18 protein-coding genes are annotated in these 20,521 nt (G+C 64.8%); 10 read left to right on the top strand and 8 right to left on the bottom strand.

Annotated features, from left to right (window positions below; translation table 11 throughout):
• The first annotated feature begins 279 nt into the window (after positions 1 to 279).
• The 3 genes from EC86_RS0112910 to EC86_RS0112900 are packed head-to-tail and all read left to right on the top strand — an operon-like array spanning position 280 to position 3,415.
• Positions 280 to 1,518 carry a hybrid sensor histidine kinase/response regulator gene (locus tag EC86_RS0112910; RefSeq protein ID WP_084181312.1) on the top strand — a complete coding sequence of 413 codons (1,239 nt, stop codon included), beginning with the start codon at positions 280 to 282 and terminating at the stop codon, positions 1,516 to 1,518.
• 2 nt (positions 1,519 to 1,520) lie between these two features.
• On the top strand, positions 1,521 to 1,940 hold the full coding sequence (locus EC86_RS0112905) for a hypothetical protein (RefSeq protein ID WP_029526056.1): 420 nt from the start codon (positions 1,521 to 1,523) through the stop codon (positions 1,938 to 1,940).
• On the top strand, positions 1,937 to 3,415 hold the full coding sequence (locus EC86_RS0112900; RefSeq protein ID WP_029526055.1) for an ATPase domain-containing protein: 1,479 nt from the start codon (positions 1,937 to 1,939) through the stop codon (positions 3,413 to 3,415). The genes EC86_RS0112905 and EC86_RS0112900 overlap by 4 nt, the downstream gene beginning before the upstream one ends.
• 51 nt (positions 3,416 to 3,466) lie before the next feature.
• Here EC86_RS0112900 and EC86_RS0112895 read toward each other — a convergent pair whose 3' ends face one another.
• Positions 3,467 to 4,621 carry a sensor histidine kinase gene (locus tag EC86_RS0112895; RefSeq protein ID WP_029526054.1) on the bottom strand — a complete coding sequence of 385 codons (1,155 nt, stop codon included), beginning with the start codon at positions 4,619 to 4,621 and terminating at the stop codon, positions 3,467 to 3,469.
• A 755-nt stretch (positions 4,622 to 5,376) separates the two neighbouring features.
• Here EC86_RS0112895 and EC86_RS0112885 point away from each other — a divergent pair.
• Both EC86_RS0112885 and EC86_RS0112880 read left to right on the top strand, forming a co-directional pair.
• Positions 5,377 to 5,571 carry a DUF2905 domain-containing protein gene (locus EC86_RS0112885; protein WP_029526051.1) on the top strand — a complete coding sequence of 65 codons (195 nt, stop codon included), beginning with the start codon at positions 5,377 to 5,379 and terminating at the stop codon, positions 5,569 to 5,571.
• Between the two features lie 51 nt (positions 5,572 to 5,622).
• A complete protein-coding gene (locus tag EC86_RS0112880; protein ID WP_051675884.1) occupies positions 5,623 to 6,582 on the top strand; it encodes an ROK family protein in 960 nt (319 codons plus the stop codon).
• 18 nt (positions 6,583 to 6,600) lie between these two features.
• Here the strand turns inward: EC86_RS0112880 and otsA are convergent, their stop codons facing one another.
• The 4 genes from otsA to EC86_RS0112860 all read right to left on the bottom strand — a co-directional run bounded on the left by otsA (position 6,601) and on the right by EC86_RS0112860 (position 13,113).
• Positions 6,601 to 7,986: an alpha,alpha-trehalose-phosphate synthase (UDP-forming) gene (otsA, locus tag EC86_RS0112875; RefSeq protein ID WP_029526048.1), complete on the bottom strand. Its 1,386-nt coding sequence runs from the start codon at positions 7,984 to 7,986 to the stop codon at positions 6,601 to 6,603.
• Positions 7,987 to 8,311: 325 nt separating this feature from the next.
• Positions 8,312 to 10,132 (bottom strand): glycoside hydrolase family 15 protein, encoded by a 1,821-nt coding sequence (locus EC86_RS0112870; RefSeq protein WP_029526047.1) that lies wholly within the window; start codon positions 10,130 to 10,132, stop codon positions 8,312 to 8,314.
• A complete protein-coding gene (gene otsB / locus EC86_RS0112865; RefSeq protein ID WP_029526046.1) occupies positions 10,129 to 10,908 on the bottom strand; it encodes a trehalose-phosphatase in 780 nt (259 codons plus the stop codon). Before otsB ends, EC86_RS0112870 begins: the two co-directional genes overlap by 4 nt.
• A 123-nt stretch (positions 10,909 to 11,031) precedes the next feature.
• Positions 11,032 to 13,113 (bottom strand): lytic transglycosylase domain-containing protein, encoded by a 2,082-nt coding sequence (locus tag EC86_RS0112860; protein WP_029526045.1) that lies wholly within the window; start codon positions 13,111 to 13,113, stop codon positions 11,032 to 11,034.
• Between the two features lie 9 nt (positions 13,114 to 13,122).
• Between EC86_RS0112860 and EC86_RS0112855 the strand changes: the two genes are divergently transcribed.
• Positions 13,123 to 13,761, top strand: a complete 639-nt coding sequence (locus tag EC86_RS0112855) for a 5-formyltetrahydrofolate cyclo-ligase (RefSeq protein WP_029526044.1) — start codon at positions 13,123 to 13,125, stop codon at positions 13,759 to 13,761.
• Positions 13,762 to 13,903: 142 nt separating this feature from the next.
• The gene (gene ppk2, locus EC86_RS0112850; protein WP_036772163.1) at positions 13,904 to 15,100 is read left to right on the top strand and encodes a polyphosphate kinase 2; all 1,197 of its coding nucleotides are present in this window, start codon (positions 13,904 to 13,906) and stop codon (positions 15,098 to 15,100) included.
• Positions 15,101 to 15,133: 33 nt separating this feature from the next.
• On the opposite strand, the gene EC86_RS0112845 is transcribed toward ppk2, so the two are convergent.
• The gene (locus EC86_RS0112845) at positions 15,134 to 16,120 is read right to left on the bottom strand and encodes a LysR substrate-binding domain-containing protein (protein WP_029526041.1); all 987 of its coding nucleotides are present in this window, start codon (positions 16,118 to 16,120) and stop codon (positions 15,134 to 15,136) included.
• Between the two features lie 139 nt (positions 16,121 to 16,259).
• Here EC86_RS0112845 and EC86_RS27030 point away from each other — a divergent pair, with 139 nt between their 5' ends.
• On the top strand, positions 16,260 to 16,664 hold the full coding sequence (locus tag EC86_RS27030; protein WP_084181308.1) for a DUF2917 domain-containing protein: 405 nt from the start codon (positions 16,260 to 16,262) through the stop codon (positions 16,662 to 16,664).
• Positions 16,665 to 16,690: 26 nt separating this feature from the next.
• On the opposite strand, the gene EC86_RS0112835 is transcribed toward EC86_RS27030, so the two are convergent.
• On the bottom strand, positions 16,691 to 17,098 hold the full coding sequence (locus EC86_RS0112835; protein WP_029526039.1) for a BLUF domain-containing protein: 408 nt from the start codon (positions 17,096 to 17,098) through the stop codon (positions 16,691 to 16,693).
• 90 nt (positions 17,099 to 17,188) lie between these two features.
• On the opposite strand from EC86_RS0112835, the gene EC86_RS0112830 reads away from it, so the two are divergent.
• Positions 17,189 to 17,947, top strand: a complete 759-nt coding sequence (locus EC86_RS0112830) for a Crp/Fnr family transcriptional regulator (RefSeq protein WP_029526038.1) — start codon at positions 17,189 to 17,191, stop codon at positions 17,945 to 17,947.
• Between the two features lie 33 nt (positions 17,948 to 17,980).
• On the opposite strand, the gene EC86_RS0112825 is transcribed toward EC86_RS0112830, so the two are convergent.
• A complete protein-coding gene (locus EC86_RS0112825) occupies positions 17,981 to 18,910 on the bottom strand; it encodes a DUF6279 family lipoprotein (protein ID WP_232229879.1) in 930 nt (309 codons plus the stop codon).
• On the opposite strand from EC86_RS0112825, the gene glmU reads away from it, so the two are divergent.
• Positions 18,909 to 20,327 (top strand): bifunctional UDP-N-acetylglucosamine diphosphorylase/glucosamine-1-phosphate N-acetyltransferase GlmU, encoded by a 1,419-nt coding sequence (glmU, locus tag EC86_RS0112820; protein ID WP_029526036.1) that lies wholly within the window; start codon positions 18,909 to 18,911, stop codon positions 20,325 to 20,327. The genes EC86_RS0112825 and glmU overlap by 2 nt on opposite strands.
• Positions 20,328 to 20,521: the final 194 nt, after the last annotated feature.

The following is a 20,521-nucleotide window of genomic DNA, read 5'->3' as shown; positions in this document are numbered from 1 at the left end:
GCTGTGGAAGAATTTAAGAGCACCGGTTTTTAGATTCGGTGTCTTGGTAACAAGCGGTATCGCCACGCGGGGTGGATCAATAAATTATCTGTCTTGATTTCAAAGTGTTCAGCCAGCGAATCAACATGGCACGGACCCAAAACCGTTTCTTTTTGTTGCTAAAGGTGATGGGTGGAAATTATGTGTTTCGGCTTTTAATCAAGATAGTTAATATTTGTAATATTCATGGTCCGTATTGGTTTTTCGAAGGGACGGGTAGCTCATTGAAGCACCAAAAATATGCCTATCGCAAAAAACCGTGAAACTCCCGATGACCTGGTGCGCAAGCTGCGCGAGGCCAACCAAAACCTGGTGATTGCGTCCCTGCGCGCGCAGGACCTTCAGGACGAAGCCGAGGCGTCGGTTCAAAGACAGACAGAATTTTTGTCCATGCTGGCGCACGAACTCCGCAATCCGCTGGCACCCATCGCCATGGCATCCCAAATGCTGGAGAAAATCACCTCGGCGCATCCGCAACTGCCGCATATCCAGCAGATCATCACCCGACAGGTGGCGCACATGAAGCGCCTGCTTGAAGACCTGCTTGATGCATCGCGAATCAGCAGTGGCAAGATCAACCTCCAAAAGGCTCCGCTGTTGCTGGCCGACATGGTTCACGATGCCGTCGAACTCAGCGAGCCATCGCTGACGAAACACCATCAGCAACTGGTCATTGACCTGCCCTTGCAGCCCGTGGAGCTCAATGGCGATGCCGTCAGGCTCTCGCAGGTGTTTTCCAACCTGCTGCTCAACGCAAGCAAATACTCTGCGCCCAACAAGTCCATCACTTTGTCAGCCCGTCCCCTTGCAAACGGCACGGTGGCGATTTCCGTCAAGGACGAAGGCATCGGCATCGCGGCTGACATGCAGCCTTACATTTTCGACCTGTTCACGCAGGTTCCCCGAACGCTGGACCGTTCGGAAGGCGGGCTGGGGATCGGGCTGTCCATGGTGCGCACGCTGGTGGAAATGCATGACGGAGCAGTCCAGGTTCGCAGCAAGGGTTTGAACTGCGGCAGTGAATTCATTGTGGTGCTGCCCGTCTCCACGGAGGTTTTGGCGCTTGACGCGGGTCCGGCCTTGCCCAGGCCGGCGGCCCGTTCCTGCCGGATTTTGATCATTGAAGACAACGTGGATGCGAATCAAACCCTGAATTTCTGCCTCACCTACGAGGGGCATTGTGTTTCTTCGGCCTACAGCGGCCCGGCCGGCCTTGCCATGGCAAAAAAGGGCGGCTATGACCTCGTCGTCTGCGACATCGGCTTGCCGGGCATGAACGGCTACGAATTGCTGCACCAGGTGCAGTTGCTCGGACTGGTGCCCGCGCCGTATTGCATCGCCATGACAGGCTACGACCAGCCAAGTTTCCGGGCCGAAGCCGAGGAAGTCGGATTTGACAGCTATCTGGTCAAGCCTGTTTCGATGGAAACGCTGCAGGAGGTTATTTCAAAGGCTTTTCCTGCGCCAACCCTGCCTTGAGCATGAAAACGACCGAAAATTCCCGGCAGCGGCTGATTGTGTCAGCCCTGATGCAGCATCCCGACACCGTGGCGCAGACCACCGTCCGGCTTTGGCGGCAGTTGGCCCCGGAACTGATTTCGATCATTGGCGAGGGCGGCTTCAAGCCGCTTTACGCGCGAAGCATTCGCCTGGCGTCCAGGCAGTACCCCTGGATGGCGCACGATGCGGCAAAACCGGCCGATCAGGAAGGTTTTGCTGAACTGCAGGCTTGTCTCCAGGCGCAGGATGCGGCGCTGGCCAGGCAGGCCAGTCTGGTCTTGTTCACCATTTTTCTGGATGTGCTGGCGTCATTGATAGGCGAGGAGTTGACATCCCATCTTTTGCACTCGGCCTGGCCCAAAGAGACTTCCGAAACACCCGCAAAGGATCTTCCGACATGAGAAAAAAAGTAGCCATACGCCAACTGCCGACAGGGGTTGCCGGCCTGGACGAACTGCTGGGTGGTGGAATACCTGAGTTTTCCTTCAACCTGATTGCCGGCACGCCGGGCTCGGGCAAGACCACGATGGCGCACCAGATCATGTTCTCGCTGGCCAATCCTGACCGGCGCGCGCTGTTTTTTACCGTGCTGGGCGAGCCGCCGCTCAAGATGCTGCGCTACCAGCAGCAGTTTTCCTACTTTGACATCGACAAGATCAACACGTCGATCAAGTTCGTCAACCTTTCAGGCGACCTGCTCGACGGCGAATTTGACCGCGTGCTGGCGCGTATCGTTGAAGAGGTGGAGCGCTTTTCGCCCAGCCTGGTGTTCGTGGATTCATTTCGTTCGGTGGTGCAGTCGGCCAAGGCGTCCAGGGACGACGGTGCTTGGGGCTTGCAGCACTTCATCCAGGCCCTTGGCGTGCAGATGACCAGCTGGCAGGCCACGACCTTCCTGATCGGCGAATACCCCTCGCAGGAAGAAGAGTCCAGCCCGGTGTTCACCGTGGCCGACGGCATTGTCTGGATGTCCCAGCATGTCCACCGCGACGCCATGGTGCGCAAGCTGCAGGTGGTCAAGATGCGGGGCCAGGCGCAGCGGCCCGGTTTGCACACCTTTCGCATCACCGATGACGGGGTCGAGGTGTTCCCGCGCGCCATTCTCAAGTACGACGCCAGCCAGAAAAAAGAAATGCCCAGCAACCTGCGCCTGACGATGGGCGTGCCGCTGCTCGACAAGATGATGGGCGGCGGCTTGCCGGTGGGCTATTCGCTGCTGGTCGTGGGGCCGAGCGGCTGCGGAAAAAGCGTGCTTTCCACCGAGTTTCTGGCAGAAGGCGTGCGCCTGGGCGAGCCGGGTGTGATTGCCGCGTTTGAAAAGAGCCCCAGCCAGCTGCTCAGCGGTCGCCTTGAGAAACTGGTGGACAGCGGCAAAGTGACGGTCATCGACACGCGTTCGCTCGACCTGTCAATTGATGAAATCATTCATGACCTGGTCATATTGATCAAGAAGACCAAAGCCAGGCGTGTGGTCATCGACTCGCTTTCGGGGTTCGAGCTGGCGCTGGCATCGATTTTTCGCGAGAACTTTCGCGAGTCGCTTTACCGCCTGACGTCGGTGCTGACCAACATGGGGGTGACGGTGCTGATGACCGCGGAACTTGAAGACCGGTACACCGACCTTCGATTTTCTTCGTACAGCAATGCTTTTTTGACCGATGCCATTTTGCTGCTGCGCTATGTTGAAATCGCCGGGCAGTTCAAGCGGGTGATTTCGGTGGTGAAGGTCCGGGCCAGCGACCACAGCAAGGAGATTCGTTTCTTCGACATCGCCAAGGACAGCGTCAAGATTGGCAAGGCGCTGACGAACTACCATGGCATCTTGTCGGGCCAGCCCACCCTGATCGACGAGTCGGACCCGGAAGTCGCTGCCTGATTCCCGCTGAAAGCCTGTCCCGCCTTGAGACAGCGGGGCGTGTTTTTTTTCTTACTTCCCTGCCTGTTCCGCAATCGGCGCACGCGGGAGCTTGACGGTAAACACCGTGCCGGAATGCTCGTTCGACGCCACCGTGATGGTGCCGCCGTGCGCCGTGGTGATTTCCCGGGCGATGAAAAGCCCCAGTCCCAGGCTGCTGGAGGGCGCGCCTTCCTGAAGCCCTGCTTCGACCGAGAGTTGAACCAGGGGATCGAAAATGGCCTGTAGCGATGGGGCGGGAATCACCGGGCCGTGGTTGCACACCTGTATCGTGATCGAATCGGCCTCGCCCAGGGCCGTGATCGTCACCGCGCGCGTGTCGTCGCGGTACTGCGCTGCATTGTTGAGCAGGTTTGAAAACAGCTGCTGCAGGCGCGCACTGTCGAAAGCGCCTGACAAGTCACCCGATGCCTCCAGCTCAAAGGGACAGTCCGGGTAGCCGGCCTGGGCGTCGTCCAGCGCCGCCTGGCAGATGTCGGCCATGTTCTCGGGGAGCAGCGTGAGCGGGATTTCGCCCCCTAGCTGCGTGCGCGCGTATTCGAGCAAATCCTTGATCATGGCGGTCATGCTGGCCGCGCTGCGGGCCACGCGGGCGCCCATTTCCCGGGTGCCTTCGGTGCCAATGGCGGGCCGCATCAGGTAGGTTCCTGCCAGCTTCATGGTGAACAGCGGGCTGCGCAGGTCGTGCCCCAAGATGGCCAGGAAGGTGTCGCGCGTGCGGTCGGAGTTTTCAGAATACGTCACCACGGATTCGGCCAGCGCCTGGTCCATGGCCTCGTTGAAGCGCATCATGTCGGCCGCGCTTTCTTGCGTGTGCTGTTGCATGTACGGCATCCACAGGCGAAATACCGTGGCGCGCAAGGCGCGGTATTCAGCGGTGAGCTGGGTCAGCGTGAAGCCGCTGGCCTGGCGCAGCGTGCCGTGAATGGCGGCTGCGCTTTTCTTGTTGACCTCTTCATCTGCCTGGCCTTTTGACTTTTCGGTCTGTTGCTCCGCCGTCTGGTGCGTGTCAAGGTCAACGACGATTTCCTGCAGGATTTCCCTGGCATGGTCCCGCAGGAGGTTTTGTGGCGGCGTGGGCGATGCCGGAAACAGCGTTCTGGCAAAGGCGTCCCACTCGCGAAGAATTTTTTCAAGATGGGCGGTAATGAAGGTCGAGAGTTTCATGGGTCGTTTCGTTAACCCATCAAAGAAGGGCGGGTTGAATTGCTGGATTTTGCCTTTGCGACAAAAAAATCCACAATTTACATTTTATCAATTTTATTGTTTCTGGTGGTTTCCAGGGTTACTGAAAGCTACCAAAAAGCAACAAGGGTGTGGCCCGCAATAACTTCCGGAGCTCAGCCATTGACCGGGACAGCGCGATAGTTCCAGCGGAGCAAGTGTGCATCGAAAACGATGCCGATCTCCAGCCCAGGCCGATCGGCCAGGCGCCGGCTGATCTCGCGGCGCGACAGGTTGGGTACCACAGCACGCCCTGGCGCATCGGGTCGCCTGCCGCGAACTCGGCCAGCAGCGCAAGAAAATTCTCGTTGGGCGCAGCGGCGCTGTGCACCGGTTTGCGCCCACCGTCTTTTTTAAAACCCGGCCTTGCGCGGAATCAATGGGCCGCGCCAGCGCCGGCAATCCTCGGCGCACCGTCTTGGCATCCAGGCCAAACAGACCCGTGATGACGCCGACTCCGAGCTTGGCCGCCTCCATCACCGCGTAGCGCCGCCGCTCTTTTTCCGACAGCGTCGCAAACAGCCGCTTCATCTGCACCTCGATGTCTTGCCTGTAACCCGTCTGTGTGCTCATCCCTGGATTTTACGTACCGGCTGCGCCTCTGCACGCCAGCCATTGGGCTGCGCTGCATTTTGATCAGACGGGAGAAAGTTATTCTTCGCCACGTCCTTAACACGCTGCCGTCTAAACTCCACCCCATGATCCGCTGGTTCATCGTCATTTTCCTTGCGCTGATGCTTATCAGCTGGGTTTCGCCGCTGCTGCAAAAACTCGGCTTCGGCAAGCTGCCGGGCGACCTGCGCTTTCGCTTGTTTGGCCGCGAATGGTTCATTCCGGTCACCACCACTATCCTGCTGAGCCTTGTCGCCAGCCTGGTCAGCCAGCTGATCTGACCAGACACCCAGGACACGCCCGCCATGAACGCTGCGTCACTTTCCCCCGCCATGCCGGCCGAACTTCGCTTGGCGGACGGCGCGGCGCCGGTGGCCTGCGTCGATATTGGCGGCACCAAGGTGGCCGTCAACCTGGTCGATCACCGTGGCGCCCTGGGCCGGCGGGTCGAGCCGACGGCCAAGCAGGGCGCGCCCGATGCGCTGGCCCGGCAGGTGCTGCGCATGATAGGCGCCAGCTGCCAGGCCGCCGGCATCGAGGCGCGTGACATCGCCGCCGTCGGCGTGGCCTCCTGCGGCCCGTTCGTGCTGAACCAGGGATGCGTCGAACTGGCGTCGCCGAACATCTGCGGCGGCCTTGCCGGCGCGGCGCGCGGCCTGCCCAACGACTGGACCACGGCCGTGCTCGAAGCACCGCTGCGCGAGGCGTTTGCCCGGGTGCGGGTGGAAAACGACGGCATTGCCGCGCTGCAGGCCGAGCGCCGCTGGGGCGCGTTGCAGGGCCTGGACCACTGCGCCTACGTGACCTGGAGCACTGGCGTCGGCGTTGGCCTGTGCGCCGATGGCCGGGTGCTGCGCGGCAAGAACGGCAATGCCGGGCATGCCGGCCACATGTTTGTCAGCGACAACCTGGACGCGCTGTGCGGCTGCGGCAACATCGGCGATGTCGAGGCGCTGGTGGCCGGCAACGCGCTGCCCCGCCGTTTTCCTGCCTATCCTGATGCTGCTAGTGTTTTGATAGCTGCCAAGGAAGGCGATACCTGCGCGGAAGGCATTATTGATGATATATGCCGGGTCATGGGCAGGATGCTCTACAACCTGGTCGTGACGCTGGACCTGCAGCGCATCAGCCTGGGCGGCAGCGTCTTCTGGCACCACCGCGACTATTTGCTGCCGCGCCTGCAGGCGCACATCCAGGGCAGGCTGCCCGCGCTGACCGGTGGCTGCACGCTGGTGCCGGCCGGCCTGGGCGAGCGGGTCGGCGACTTCGCGGCGCTGGCACTGGTTGCCTGAGGCGGCCGGGCAAACGAATCAGTCAGGCTCGCAGGCCGCTAGCGCCTCCAGGTAGGTTTTTCGCCACCAATGCACGTCCTGGCTGCGCACGCGCTCCAGCAGTTGCTGGTGGCGCCGCTGGCGCTCGACCAGCGGCATCTGCAGCGCCAGCTGGATGCTCTCGGCCGTTCCGTGGACGTCGTAGGGGTTGACCAAAATGGCTTCCTTGAGCTGCTCGGCCGCGCCGGCAAAGCGCGACAGCACCAGCACGCCGGGGTCGGCCGGGTCCTGTGCGGCGATGAATTCCTTGGCCACCAGGTTCATGCCGTCGCGCAGCGGCGTGACCAGCGCCACGTCGGCCACCCGGTACAGCCCCGGCAGGCGCTTGCGGGCGACATTGCGGTGGATGTAGCGCACCGGCATCCAGTCGAGCTCGCCGTAGTCGCCGTTGATCGCGCCGCACAGGCTTTCCAGTTCCTGGCGCAGGCCGGTGTAGGTGTCCAGCGCCTCGCGGCTGGGCGAGGCGATCTGGATCAGGGTGGCGCTGCGGATGTTTTCGGGGTAATTTTTCAGCAACTCGCGAAACGCCTTCACGCGCTGCGGCAGGCCCTTGGAATAGTCCAGCCGCTCCACGCCCAGCAGGATGCGGCGGCGCGAAAATTCCTTTTTCATGCGCTCGTACATGTCGCGGCCTTCCTTGGCATGCGTCAGCGCGGCGAATTCGTCCACGTCGATGCCAATCGGAAAGGCCTGCGCCTGCACCTTGCGTCCAAAGGCGCGGAACTGGTGCTCGTCAAGCGCCTCGGCGCCGACCTCCTTGCCGACGTAGTTGGCAAAATGCTCGACGTCGGCCTGCGCCTGGAAGCCGACCAGGTCATAGGCGAACAGCGAGCGGATCAGCCACTCATGCTGCGGCACGGCGGCCAAAATCAAGGGCGGCGGCAGCGGTATGTGCAAAAAGAAGCCGATGCGGTTCTTGCAGCCCATGGCGCGCAGTTCGGCCGCCATCGGGATCAGGTGGTAGTCGTGTACCCAGATGATGTCATCAGGCTTGAGCAGCGGCATCAGCTTGCGCGCCAACAGCTTGTTCACGCGCCGGTAGCCGCCGATGTAGCCGGCATCGAAATCAGCCAGGTCGAGCCGGTAATGAAACACCGGCCAGAGCACGCCGTTGCTGTAGCCCAGGTAGTAGCTGTCGTGGTCTTCCTTGCACAGGTCCACCGTGGTCAGCGTGACGTTGCCCGAATGGTGGGTATGCACCTCGCCCTCGCCCGGCGTGCCGTTCTCGACCACCGTGCCGCTCCAGCCGAACCACAGCCCGCCATTGGCCGACAGCGCATCGCCCAGCGCCACCGCCAGGCCACCGGCCGCCGCCGACTTGCGCGGGTCGGCGATGCGGTTGGAAACCACGACTAATCGACTCATAAAAAAGCCCCCACGCTTGTCACTGCGTGTACTGCGCTGCCCCCCGAGGGGGCTGCTGCGCCTGCGGTCTGGCAAAGCCAGCCCCGCGGCCCTGGCTGGCTGAGAAGGGAAAATCCGGGTCTCTCATCTGCGCTTGCTGCGTTTGCGGGGCTCCTTCCCCCGCTAAGGGAAGGCTGGGATGGGGGCTCTCCCCGCCCTCTTGCGCTCGCACAGTTCGCTGGCTTCCTCTTGGGTGCTAGCAGCCACCGCGCTGGACCTCCCCAAGCAAGGCCAGCCCCTTCGGGAGGCAGCGAACCGCGCGAATCAGGAAGCGTGTGGGCCATATTCATACCTGGGAATCCCAAGGGGCTGAAAGCCGCATCGCGGCATTGATGATGCCGACCATCGAATAGGTCTGCGGAAAGTTGCCCCACATCTCGCCGGTGACCGGGTGCGTGTCCTCGGACAGCAGGCCGACGTGGTTTCTGGCGGCCAGCATGGTCTCGAAAATCGCCCGCGCCTCTTCCTTGCGGCCGATGCGCGCCAGCGCGTCGATGCGCCAGAAGGTGCAGATGTTGAAGGCCGTTTCGGGCTTGCCGAAGTCGTCGGGCGCCTCGTAACGGCGCATGTAGGGGCCGTCGCACAAATACTTTTCCAGCGCGTCCACGGTAGCCACGAAGCGCGGGTCCTTCGGCTCGATGAAGCCGACCTCGATCATCAGCAGCACGCTGGCGTCCAGGTCGCGCCCGCCGAAGCTTTCGGCAAAGGCCTGGCGCTCCTCGCTCCAGGACTCGCGCAGGATGCGCTCGCGCATGACCTGCGCATGGCCGCTCCAGTACACCGCGCGCTCGGGCTGCTTGAGCGTGACGGCAATCTTGCCCAGCCGGTCGCAGGCGGCCCAGCACATGAGCGCCGACGAGGTATGCACCCGGGCGCGGGTGCGCAGCTCCCACATGCCGGCGTCGGGCTTGTCGTAGCAGCGAATGGCCTGCTCGCCGACCGCTTCGAGGCGGATGAATTCGGCCGCGCCGGCGCGGTGCAGCAGCCGGTGGTCGTGGAAGGCCTGGGCCGCGCCCAGCACCACGTTGCCGTACACGTCGTGCTGGAAATGCTCCTGCGCCTGGTTGCCCACGCGCACCGGCCCCATGCCCCGGTAGCCGCCCAGGTGGCCGTACACCGCCTCGGGCAGGTCGAGCTCCATGCCGATGCCGAACAAGGGCTGGATGTGCCCGCCGTCGGCCTGCACCACGACATTGCCCAGCCAGCGCAGGTAGTCCTCCATGGTGCCGACCTCGGACAGGCTGTTGAGCGCCCGGACGACAAAAAAGGCGTCGCGCAGCCAGCAAAATCGGTAGTCCCAGGTGCGGCCGCTGTTCGGCGCCTCGGGAATGCTGGTGGTCATGGCCGCGACGATCGCGCCGGTGTCCTCGAACAGCGACAGCTTGAGCGTGATGGCCGCGCGGATCACCGCTTCTTGCCATTCCAGCGGAATATGCAGCCGCTGGCTCCACTTGCGCCAGTAGCTCAGCGTTTCCTGCTCGAACAGGCGCGCCGTGTCGGCAATGCCCTCGGACAGCGACTCGTCCGAGCCGAGCAAAAAGTTGTGCTCGCGCGTCAGCACGAACGCCCGCTTGGCCAGCAGGTGCGACAGCGGCGCGTCGGTGTTCAGGCGCAGCGTCAGCGTATCGCCGACATAGCGCAGGTGGTTGCTGCCCTGGGTGACCACCGGCCGCGAGCGGCCCCAGTCGAACAGCACGTCGAGCAGCACGCGGATGCGCGGCGCACCGTGGATCGGGCGCACCCGGCGCACCAGCATCATGGGCTTGAAAAACCGCGAGCGGCTGTAAAAGCGCGGCGCAAAGTCGGTGATCTCGACCGCCTGGCCGCTCTTGTCGAACAGCTGGGTGCGCAGCACGGCGGTGTTCGGGTCGTACCACTGCCTGGAGTGGGAAAAGTTCTCGATCTCGATGGCGAAGGCGCTGGCTTGGTCGGTAGCGTCGAGCAGCGCATTGAACACCGGGTCGCCGTCAAAGCGCGGCAGGCAGCACCAGACGATGCGTCCGCGCACATCGACCAGCGCGCTGAAGGCGCAGTTGCCGATGACGCCCAGCGACAGCGATGGCGGCGCGGGCGGTGAAAACTGCGGGGTCGAGGCCGGGGCGCTCATGCCGCGAACCCCGGGCGGCTGGCAGGCGAGCCGGAGCCGGGCAGGGACGCCACGGCCGATTGAAGCCAAGCGGCCAGCTGCGACACGCTGGCGCAGCGGTGCTGGGCCAGCGACGGACCCGGGCCGACCTTGATGGCGTGGCCACCGATGCGCTGCACGGCCTCGAAACCGGCCTCGTCGGTCACGTCGTCGCCGGCAAACACCGGGACACGGCCGGCAAACGGCGCTTCGCTCATGAAAAACGCAATCGCCGTGCCCTTGCTGAAGCCCTCGGGTTTCAGGTCGATCACGCATTTTCCGTGCATCAGCTCGATGCCCTGGCTGCGTTCCAGCGCTTCGCGCATCACCTGCAAGCACAAATCTTCGAGTTCGGGCGCCTGCCGGTAGTGCAGGCTCAGCGCCAGGTTCTTGCGTTCCAGTTTGAGCGCCGGGTGGCGGGCGACCAGGCCCTCGGCCGCCTGCAGCACCTGCGCCAGGTCCGCCGGGGGCGCGCTGACCATCAGGCCGTCGGCCGTGCGGCGCTGCGCGCCGTGTTCTCCGGCCACCGGCAGCAGCAGCGGCGCCAGGAAGGTATCCAGGTCGGACAGGCGCCGGCCGGACACCAGCGCCAGTGCGCCGTTCAGCCGGCGGTGCAGTTCGGCCAGCGTGCCGGCCAGGCCCTGGGGGACTTCGACCAGTTCGGGCTGCGCGGCCAGCGACACCAGCGTGCCGTCGAAGTCAAGGAAAAGCGCCGTCTCGGGCGTGATGCGGGGAAGGGTTTCAGGAGGCATGGACATCCGAAAACCATAGCAGATAGCGGGCTGTTTGCCTGTAGGCCAATGCGCAGTCCGGGCGCTCATTGGACTTAGCTTCCTCTGAAAAAGGCCGGTGCCGGGCCACAGCTGCGGCCCGGCGGCGCTTCAGGGCAGGTCTTTGTAGGGCTCTGGCAGCGCTGCGTCGCGCGGTCCGACCTTGCCCAGGCGGCTTTTGAGCGACTGCGGCTGCCCGGTCAGGATGGCCGCGTAGCTGGTGGTGTTGGACAGCACCTTTTTCACATAGTCGCGCGTTTCGGCGAACGGAATGTTCTCGGCCCAGATGGCGGCGTCCAGCAGCGGGCCATTGCGCCAGGTGCGCGGCCGGCCTGGTCCGGCGTTGTAGGCGGCGGCGGCCATCGGCATCGAGCCGTTCAGGTCGTCCAGCGCGAGCTTGAGGTAGGCCGTGCCGATGGTGATGTTGGTGTCGCGGTCGTTGATCTGGTCTGGGGTGAAGCCGGTCATTCCGATTTTGTTGGCGGTCCAGCGCGCCGTGGCGGGCATGACCTGCATCAGCCCGGAGGCGCCGACGCCGGAGCGGGCGTCCATGATGAAGCGGCTTTCCTGGCGGATCAGGCCATAGACATAGGCCGGGTCCAGGCTGATGGCCTGGCTGCGGCTGACGACGGTGGCCCGGAAAGGCATGGGAAAGCGCTGCTCGAAGTCGGCCACGCTGGTGGTGCGCTCGCTGGTGTTGATGCAGCGGTCCCAGAGCTGGCGGTCGCAGGCCAGCTGGGCGGCGGCCAGCAGTTCGCGCTCGTTCATGCCGCCTTTCCTGTGCAGGTTGGTGGCGTAGTTCCATTCGCGAACGCCTTCGGAGCGCAGCCCGGTCTGTATGGCGTAGGCTGCCCGCATCAAGGCGGGGTTGGTTCGTGCGGCGTCCTTTTCCTCGGCCGTCAGGGCTGCCGGCCGGGGCGGTGCCGAGATTTTCAAGCCCAGGTCTTCCAGCGCCAGCTGCTCGTAAAAGCCGCGTACCGAGCCTATCGACTGCAGCAGCTTGAGTCCCTCGATGCGCTGCGGCGCCATGACGGTGGTCGTCGTCGGGCCTTGCGGCGTGACCACGGCGGTGGCGATGTCCGGCGGCGACGTGGCTAGCAGCGCGCGCGCTTTCCAGTAGGTCCAGGTCGGGTCCTTGCGGCCCTCTTCGCTCATGGCATTGATCGCCTGGAGCACCAGCTGCCAGCTCGGCAGGGTGCCGGCGCGCAGGGCGGCGCGCGCCTTCCAGGCCAGCATGTCGTCGGTCAGGTCGGTGTCCTTGGTGACCCGGGCGTAATACGCCAGCGCATCGCCCGCCGGCTGCGTGCCCAGGCGGCTGGCGGTCTGCTTGCCGATCAGGCCCCAGAGCCAGTTGCGTTCCTCGGCGGTCAGCTGCAGCGACCATTTGCCATCGAGCTGGAAGGCGGCGCCTTCCGAATCGCTGACCGCCAGCTTGACCAGCGCCAGCGTGATGATTTCCTTGCGCACCGTGCGCACCGCCAGGTACTTGCCGGCCAGGAACTTGATGGGGCTGGCGTTCAGCTCGGTGACCATGCCCAGCGCCTCGGGCGCCACGATGGCCACCGCATTGCTCGCGGCGCGTGGCCGGTTGGCCTCCATCGCCAGCCTGGCCTTTTGCCAGACGTCGAGCGGCGTCAGGTTCTGGCTGCCCACCAGCCGCTCGGCGGCGGCGGTGCAGCCGTCGTCGGCGTCGCGCTGGGCGTACCAGTTTTTGCGCACCTCGTCGGACAGCCGCACATCGAGCGTCGGATTCTTCAAATGCTCGACCAGCAGGGCGTAGCATCGGACCTCGCGGTCGTCGTTCATGCGGAAGTTGGGGTATTCGGCAGCAAAGCCGGCCCAGTCGCGGCGCTGTCCGAGCAGCAGCAGCCAGTCGTTGCGCAGCCGGTCTTCCTGGTAGCTGCCGGCATAACGGGAAAGGAAATCCTGCACTTCCTGCGGGCTTGCTTCGCCCAATCTGGCCTTGAGTTCCCAGTAGGCCGCCCACGGTTCGAGCGCATGGCCGCGCGCCTGCGGCAGCAGTTGCGCCAGCCGGCCCTTGTTGCTGGCGCGAAAGGCTTTGCCCATCTCCGCGATGAGGCTGTCGCCGTCGGCATTGGCGCCCGGCGTCCAGGCGGTGGAAGGACTTTGCGCCAGGACTGGCGCGGCCAGCACGGCTGAAACTGCCGCGCTGCATAGAATTTTGTATAGCATTGGAGGATTATGGACAAATTAAGCACACGAAAAGCACTGGTGCAATCGCGCCTCGACATGCCCGACCGGCTGGCCCGGGCCGACCTGCTGCAGCGGGTCATGCGTATCTGGCTGGTGGGCTCACCCCATGAGGTGATTGGCGCCTACTGGCCGATCAAGGGCGAGTTCGACCCGCTGCCGGCGCTGTACCGCTGGCAGGAAGATGCCGTACTGAGTCCGGAATTTCAGGAAAATACGCCTTCTCCGCAAGAGGGGCGGGCGCAGTTAGCTACAGAAAGCATAGCAGGCAGGTCGCCGCGCAAGATTGGCCTGCCGGTGGTCAACAAGCTGCACAAGACGCTGACCTTTCACGCCTGGTACCCCGGCTGCCCGATGGAGGAAGACGCCTACGGCATTCCCAAGCCCAAGGACACCGAAATCATCGTTCCCACGCTGCTGTTCGTGCCCTGCGTCGGCTACGGGCCGGGCGGCTACCGGCTGGGCTATGGCGGCGGCTTTTACGACCGCACGCTGGCCACGCTGCAGCCGCGCCCTGTCACCATCGGCCTGGGTTTCAGCCACGGCTGGCTGCCCGACCTGCTGCCCGAGCCGCACGACATACCGCTCGATGTGCTGCTCAATGACCAGGGCGTGGCCTGGCCAGTCTAGGCACCGGCTGGCTTGCGCCCGCTCAAGCGGGTCCAGGCGCGTCGTTTGACACTGCCCAGGACCGCTGATTGCCTTGATTCCCGGAATGGTTTTTTTGCCCGCCGGCTTGCCCGTTCAGTGTGTGTCACAAGGTCCTTGAACCATGCCCAAACCTACGATCCCTCCCGCTGCTCCATCCCCCAAGCCCCAGGCCGGCGGCAAGACCGTTCGCCGCCGCCGCGCGCCGGCACGGCTTGCCGATCCGGACGCGGTGCGCCTGGCGGCCAGCGGCGACCGGGCGCCTTCGACCCAGGCGGGTGCGCTGGAGAAGTTTGTCGCGGCTGAAGCCACCCAGGCAGCCCAGGCCCAGCAGTTGCAGGCCGCGCTGTCGCTGCTCGACGGCGACGCACCGGGCGCACCTGGCGACCGCGCGCAGGCCTTGCGGGCGCTGCTCGAAGGCGCTTCGCTTGACGACCGCCGCGCCCTGTCGGAGGCGCTGACCGGCCGCCAGCCGCACGAGGCCAGCACCGAGAGTCCCGACGAAGAGCTGGCGGCAGGCTGGCGCGACGGCGCCTATCCGTACAAGAACCTGATGCGGCGCAGCATTTATGAAAAGGAAAAATTCCGTCTGCAGGTCGAACTGCTCAAGCTTCAGGCCTGGGTCAAGGAAACCGGCCAGCGCGTGGTGATTTTGTTCGAAGGGCGCGACGCCGCCGGCAAGGGCGGCGCCATCAAGCGCTTCATGGAGCATCTGAACCCGCGCGGCGCGCGCGTGGTGGCGCTGGAAAAGCCCTCCGACAACGAGCGCGGCCAGTGGTATTTCCAGCGCTATGTGCAGCACCTGCCCACGCGCGGCGAGATCGTGCTGTTCGACCGCTCCTGGTACAACCGCGCCGGCGTCGAGCGCGTCATGGGTTTTTGCAGCGACGCCGAATACACCGAGTTCATGCGCCAGGCGCCCGAATTCGAGCGCCACCTGGTGCGCAGCGGCGTGCACGTCATCAAGTTCTGGTTCAGCGTCAGCCGCAAGGAGCAGCGCCGCCGCTTCAAGGAGCGCGAAGGCCATCCGCTCAAGCAGTGGAAGCTCAGCCCCATCGACCTGGCCTCGCTCGACAAGTGGGACGACTACACGCGCGGCAAGGAAGCCATGTTCTTCGAGACCGACACCGCCGACGCGCCCTGGACCGTCATCAAGAGCGACTGCAAGAAGCGCGCGCGCCTGAACGCCATGCGCTACGTGCTGCACAAGCTGCCCTATGTCAACAAGGACACCGAGCACATCGGCAAGCTCGACCCGCTGATCGTGGGCCGCGCGCATGTGGTGTACGAGCGCGGCGAAAAGCATGGCGCGCTGATGTAGCGCCTGCGCCGGGCCCAGCGCCCGGCAAGGCGTTCAATCCAGCCGGTCCACCGTGTCCGGGTCCGGCACATCGCCAATCGCCCGGCGTGTCTGTTCTGCCTGGCCCTTGAGCCAGTTGCAAAACGCCAGCACCTCGGGCCGCGCCGCATTGCGCGGACCGACGATCAGCCAGTAGGCCAGCGGCGAGTCCAGCCGCAACTTCGGAAAAGGCTCCAGCAGGTCGCCCGACGCCAGGCTTTCGGCGATGAGCGGCGTGCGCACCAGCGCCACGCCCTGGCCGGTCAGCGCGGCCTGCGCGATCTGGTGGGCGTAATTGAAATACAGCCAGCGCTTGGGCTCCAGGCGGGTGAGTTGCTGCGCATCAAACCAGCGCCGCCAGGTCAGCAGCGCCATGTGCTGGGTGCGGTGCGCGTCGCTGGCTTCCACCAGTGCAAACCGGGCCAGGTCCTCGGCATTTTCCAGGCGCGGGCCGCTCTTGAGCAGCCAGGGGCTGACGACCGGCGTGAGCTGCTCGCCGAACAGGCGATGCGAGCCGGCCGGTACCCGGCCCGGCATGGCATAGCGCAGCGCCAGGTCCACGTCGGTGGTGTCCAGGTCCACCGGGGTGTCGGTCGCGTCGATGCGGATGTCGATGTCGGGGTGCGCCTGCTGGAAGGCCTCCAGCCGGGGAATCAGCCACATCGAGGCAAACGACGCCCAGGTGCTGATGGCCACGCTTTTGCGGCCGGCGCTTTGCCGGATCATGCGCACCGCGCCGTCGATGCGCTCCAGCGAAGGCAGCACGGCGCGCAGCAGCTGCGCGCCCGCGCTGGTCAGTTCCACCGCCCGCGTGTGGCGAAGAAACAGGCTCACGCCAACGTCTTCTTCCAGGCTCTGGATCTGCCGGCTGATGGCCGACTGCGTCAGCGACAGTTCCTCGGACGCCGCGCGGAAATTGAGGTGGCGGGCCACCGCCTCGAAGGCGCGGAGCTGGCCTGCGGCAATCGGGCGGGAGCGCAAATGGGTGTGTGGAGACAGCATGGGGATGAATGGAGAAGAAGGGCTGATTGATGCGCCGAAGGCATGAATAGCGTACCGCGTTTTCATTGGACCGCATAGGCCGGCAGCGGGATCATGGCTGCCTGGGAAACGTATTCCCGGGGATTATTTGGAGAACACCATGACTTCTTTTTCGGCTTCCCATGCATTGGCCGGGGCCGTCCAGAGCGCCCGATTTTCCAGCCTGGCCCGCCCGTGCGGCGGCAGCCGGCCGGCCATCAGCTACACCCTGCCAGCCGGCCAGGCGATGACCGTGCAGGCGCGCGAGTCCGGCGTGCTGCGCGTCGGCCAGGGGCGTCTGTGGGTGACGTTCAGCCAGGCCGGCCGCGACCTGCGCGTGCCGGCCGGCGACCACTTCCTGGCGTTTGGCGAAAGCTTGCGGCTGTCAGCCGGGCAAACCGTGGTCATGGAGTCGTGGCCTGAAGGCGCGCAGTGCGCTGCGACGCCGGCCTGTGTCAGCTGGGACGCCGACGCGCCGCTGCGTCCCCTGGTGCGCCTGCGCCATGCCCTGGGCCTGGCGGCCTAGCGTTGCGGGGGCCGCATCGATCTGTTTCATCCGTCCACGTCCAGGCCGGACAGCAGGGCCACGAAAGCTTCCAGGGCGGCCTGGCCCTTCAGCCGCTGAAGCCGCTCCAGCAGTTCGACATCTTCCCCCGATGTGTAGCCCAGGCTGAAGCGCCTGAAGCGGCGCTTGTCCAGCGGCCCGTGGTGCAGGACCTCGACGTCGCGGTGGCGCGAGTCGCCCTGGATGCGCGCCATGGCCGCATCCACCGCGCGGGCGCAGCCTTCGAGTTGCTGGCAAAAATGCAGGCCGTCGAACACCAGCACTCCGGTGATATTTGCCTGACGGTTGTTGGTCCGCGCCCTTTTGGCAATATCCGCAACAACGCGGACCGGCGCGTCATCCGCCAGGGTACTGACGTAAATGATTTCGTGAAGGTCGGGAGGAGAGGTGTGCATGGCGGTACGGCAGAATGTAGGGCGCTGCGCGTGTCGCAACAATGTCAAAAGACACAATGCGCGAGTTTATTTTTACCAAGGGGGGAATGAATGCGCATTTTTCAGCCGGTTCCGGTCTCCTGCCCGCCGCCCTGCGCGGCCTGCCGGCTGCGAAAGACCGGCGCCTTCACGGCGGTTTCAAGCGATGAGCTGGCGTTCATCGAATCGTTTCGCAGCAGCACCCTGACCCGGCACGCCGGCAGCATCCTGATTCCCGAGCAACAGCCCAACGGCCGGCTGTTCACGCTGTACGAAGGCTGGGCGTTTCGCTACAAGACCCTGAGCGACGGGCGCCGGCAGATCCTCAATTTCCTGCTGCCGGGCGACCTGATCGGCCTGCAGCAGGAGTTCAGCGACAGTGCCATGCACGGCATCGAGGCCGTGACCGACGTCAGCCTGTGCATGTTTCCCCGCGAAGGCCTGCTCGAACTGTTCCGCAGCTTCCCCAGCCTGGGCTACGACACCACCTGGCTGGCCGCGCGCGAGGAAGGCATGGTCGATGACCACCTGCTGACCAACGGCCAGCGCAATGCCGCCGAGCGCGTCGCGATGCTGCTGATGCATTTGTACCGCCGGCTGGAGCGGATCGGGCTGGCGCACGAAGGCTCGGTGGCGTTCCCGATCAACCAGCAGCACATCGCCGACACCCTGGGGCTGTCGCTGGTGCATACCAACAAGACGCTGCGGCGTCTGAAGCTGCTCGGGCTGCACGACATACGCGGCGGGCGGCTGTGGCTGCTCAACCCCAGGGCGCTGGAGCGGCTGGCCGACTACTACGACACGCCGCCGCGCAAGGTGCCGCTGCTGTAGCGGTGCATGGCGCAAGGGCCGGCCAGCGGCCCGTCAGGATTTGCGGGCGTTCAGGATCCTGAAGTCCTGCTCGTAGCGCCTGAGGGTTTCCACGGCCTTGCCGCGCTGGGCCGGCGTCGTGCTGTTGTGCAGTTCGGCAAAGCTCTGGCAGTTTTCCTGGCCCAGTTCGTCCAGGTAGTTCCGCATGGCCGGGTCGGGCGGGCTCAACGTGCGTTCGATCAGCCCGCGCAGGGCGCTTTGGGCCTGCGCTGGCGAGGCCTGGCTTGATGCCAGCGGCTGCAGGGTCTGCAGCGTGTCGCGCTGGCGGCGCTGCCTTTCGGCGAACAGCACGCGGATGTCAAACCGGGACTGCTCCAGGCGCCTGGCAATGACGGCGCGCTGCGGCTCGTCCAGCGTGCCGTACAGGCTCTCGGCACGGCTGAGCGCCTGCTGGTAACGCTTGCTCTGGCGGATTTTTCGGCTGTCGTCGCGCGCTTCGTCCAGCGCCTCGGCATTGGTCTTGGCAAACTTTTGTTCCATGTGCCTGAGCTGGCCGGGCTGAAGCATGGCGGCCAGCCCGGCGGCCAGCGGTTCGGCCTGCTGCGCCACGGCGCCAAGATTGCCGCGCACGTCGGACATCACCGCGCAGGCGGCGGCGGCGGTGGTGTCCGACGAAATTTGCTGCTGGAGTTGCTGCAGCGCCGTGATGTAGACCGGCAGCTGCGTCTGCCGGTGCCAGGCCTGCAGCTGGTTCAGGCTGGCCTTGAGGCGCAGGCTCTGCTCGCCCGTCAGGTCCAGGTGCGCGTCAAGATACCAGTAGGCCAGATCGGGCGCCTGGTTGTAGGCCAGCTTCATGACGCTGCAGGCCTGCAGCGCGCCGGCCACGGCCAGCACGCCGAGCAACCCGATAATCCGGGGTTGAAAGCGCCGGCCCGGCCGCGCTTCGTTTCTTTTTAGTGGTCCAAAATTCACAGGAAATCTCATGTCGAACCCTCTTGACGTTGTCATCATGGCCGCAGGCAAAGGCACGCGGATGAAAAGCGCATTGCCCAAAGTGTTGCACCGATTGGGCGGACGCGCCTTGCTGGCGCATGTCATGGACTGCGCCGCGCAGCTGTCGGCCCGCCAGGCGGTCGTCATCACCGGCCACGGTGCTATGCAAGTTGAAGCAGCCTGTGCAGGCAGGACGGGCGCTGCAGCCGGTCTGGGCTTGAAGTTCGCGCGCCAGGAGCCGCAGCTGGGCACCGGCCACGCGGTACAGCAGGCGCTGCCCTTTCTGGACGACGACGGCATTACCCTGGTGCTGTCAGGCGATGTGCCGCTGACGCAGGCAACTACCTTGAGGGCGCTGCTGGCCGAGTGCGACGGCCAGCGGCTGGCGTTGCTCACGCTCAGCATGGCCGACCCCACCGGCTACGGCCGCATCGTTCGCGCCGGCAGCCAAGCCTCAGCCCAAGTGCGCGCCATCGTCGAGCACAAGGACGCCAGCGAAGCCGAGCGCGCCATCCAAGAAATCTACAGCGGCATCATGGCCGTGCCGACGCGCCTGCTGCGCCGCTGGCTGGCGCGGCTGGACAACAAAAATGCGCAAAACGAGTACTACCTCACCGACATCGTGAAGTTCGCGGTCGAGGGCGGTGTGGCCGTGGTGGCGCACCAGATCACGGACGCCGCGCAGGTCGCCGGCGTGAACAGCCCGGTGCAGCTGGCCGAGCTGGAGCGTGTTTACCAGCAGCGCCTGGCCACCACGCTGATGGAGCAGGGCGTTCGCCTGGCCGACCCGGCGCGGCTCGATGTGCGCGGCACGCTGGAATGCGGGCAGGATGTCGAGATCGACGTGAACTGCGTGTTCGAAGGCCAGGTCAGCCTGGGCCAGGGCGTGCGCGTTGGCGCGAACTGCGTGATTGCCAATGCGGTGATTGAAGCCGGCGCGGTGATTCACCCCTTCACCCACATCGACGGCGAAAAGCTCGGTGTGCAGGTCGGCGAGGGCGCACTGGTCGGGCCGTTCGCCCGGCTGCGGCCCGGGGCTAGGCTGGGTGCCGAGGTACACATCGGCAACTTTGTCGAGGTCAAGAATTCCACGCTGGCGCGCGGCGCCAAGGCCAACCACCTGGCCTATCTGGGCGATGCCACGGTGGGCGAGCGCGTCAACTACGGCGCCGGCAGCATCACCGCCAACTACGACGGCGCCAACAAGCACCGCACGGTGATCGAGGCCGATGTACACATCGGCAGCAACTGCGTGCTGGTGGCGCCGGTGACGATAGGCGAGGGCGGCACGGTGGGCGGCGGCTCGACGATCACCAAGGACGTGCCGGCCGGAGCCTTGAGCGTGGCGCGCGGCAAACAGGTGAACCAGGCCAACTGGTCGCGGCCGGCGAAGCAGGCCAAGGCTTAACGCAACGGCCAACCGCCCCTGCGGTTTCAGGCGCCGTGGTGGCCTGCGCCGCGACGGTTCAGGCATCAAAAAGCCTTATTGCGCAATGGCAGCGGGCGCAGAGTGCTATTGAATTCGTAGTGTTTGATGTTTCCTGGCGGCGCGCTATCGCGCCCTTCCATGGCCTGATCGGGCGAAGCCGCGCGCGCGTCACG

This window comes from Polaromonas glacialis, assembly GCF_000709345.1.
Lineage (GTDB): Bacteria > Pseudomonadota > Gammaproteobacteria > Burkholderiales > Burkholderiaceae_C > Polaromonas > Polaromonas glacialis.
This window is presented reverse-complemented; position numbering and strand designations above follow the sequence as displayed.

Excerpts from the sequence above, each read along its gene's own strand:
- ppk2 (WP_036772163.1), top strand. The coding sequence starts at position 13,904 with ATGCCCAAACCTACGATCCCTCCCGCTGCTCCATCCCCCAAGCCCCAG.
- EC86_RS0112895 (WP_029526054.1), bottom strand. The coding sequence starts at position 4,621 with ATGAAACTCTCGACCTTCATTACCGCCCATCTTGAAAAAATTCTTCGC.
- EC86_RS0112885 (WP_029526051.1), top strand. The coding sequence starts at position 5,377 with ATGATCCGCTGGTTCATCGTCATTTTCCTTGCGCTGATGCTTATCAGC.
- EC86_RS0112910 (WP_084181312.1), top strand. The coding sequence starts at position 280 with ATGCCTATCGCAAAAAACCGTGAAACTCCCGATGACCTGGTGCGCAAG.
- EC86_RS0112900 (WP_029526055.1), top strand. The coding sequence starts at position 1,937 with ATGAGAAAAAAAGTAGCCATACGCCAACTGCCGACAGGGGTTGCCGGC.
- glmU (WP_029526036.1), top strand. The coding sequence starts at position 18,909 with ATGTCGAACCCTCTTGACGTTGTCATCATGGCCGCAGGCAAAGGCACG.
- EC86_RS0112880 (WP_051675884.1), top strand. The coding sequence starts at position 5,623 with ATGCCGGCCGAACTTCGCTTGGCGGACGGCGCGGCGCCGGTGGCCTGC.
- EC86_RS0112870 (WP_029526047.1), bottom strand. The coding sequence starts at position 10,132 with ATGAGCGCCCCGGCCTCGACCCCGCAGTTTTCACCGCCCGCGCCGCCA.
- EC86_RS0112835 (WP_029526039.1), bottom strand. The coding sequence starts at position 17,098 with ATGCACACCTCTCCTCCCGACCTTCACGAAATCATTTACGTCAGTACC.
- EC86_RS0112855 (WP_029526044.1), top strand. The coding sequence starts at position 13,123 with ATGGACAAATTAAGCACACGAAAAGCACTGGTGCAATCGCGCCTCGAC.
- EC86_RS0112830 (WP_029526038.1), top strand. The coding sequence starts at position 17,189 with ATGCGCATTTTTCAGCCGGTTCCGGTCTCCTGCCCGCCGCCCTGCGCG.
- otsB (WP_029526046.1), bottom strand. The coding sequence starts at position 10,908 with ATGTCCATGCCTCCTGAAACCCTTCCCCGCATCACGCCCGAGACGGCG.
- EC86_RS27030 (WP_084181308.1), top strand. The coding sequence starts at position 16,260 with ATGACTTCTTTTTCGGCTTCCCATGCATTGGCCGGGGCCGTCCAGAGC.
- EC86_RS0112860 (WP_029526045.1), bottom strand. The coding sequence starts at position 13,113 with ATGCTATACAAAATTCTATGCAGCGCGGCAGTTTCAGCCGTGCTGGCC.
- EC86_RS0112905 (WP_029526056.1), top strand. The coding sequence starts at position 1,521 with ATGAAAACGACCGAAAATTCCCGGCAGCGGCTGATTGTGTCAGCCCTG.
- EC86_RS0112845 (WP_029526041.1), bottom strand. The coding sequence starts at position 16,120 with ATGCTGTCTCCACACACCCATTTGCGCTCCCGCCCGATTGCCGCAGGC.
- EC86_RS0112825 (WP_232229879.1), bottom strand. The coding sequence starts at position 18,910 with ATGAGATTTCCTGTGAATTTTGGACCACTAAAAAGAAACGAAGCGCGG.
- otsA (WP_029526048.1), bottom strand. The coding sequence starts at position 7,986 with ATGAGTCGATTAGTCGTGGTTTCCAACCGCATCGCCGACCCGCGCAAG.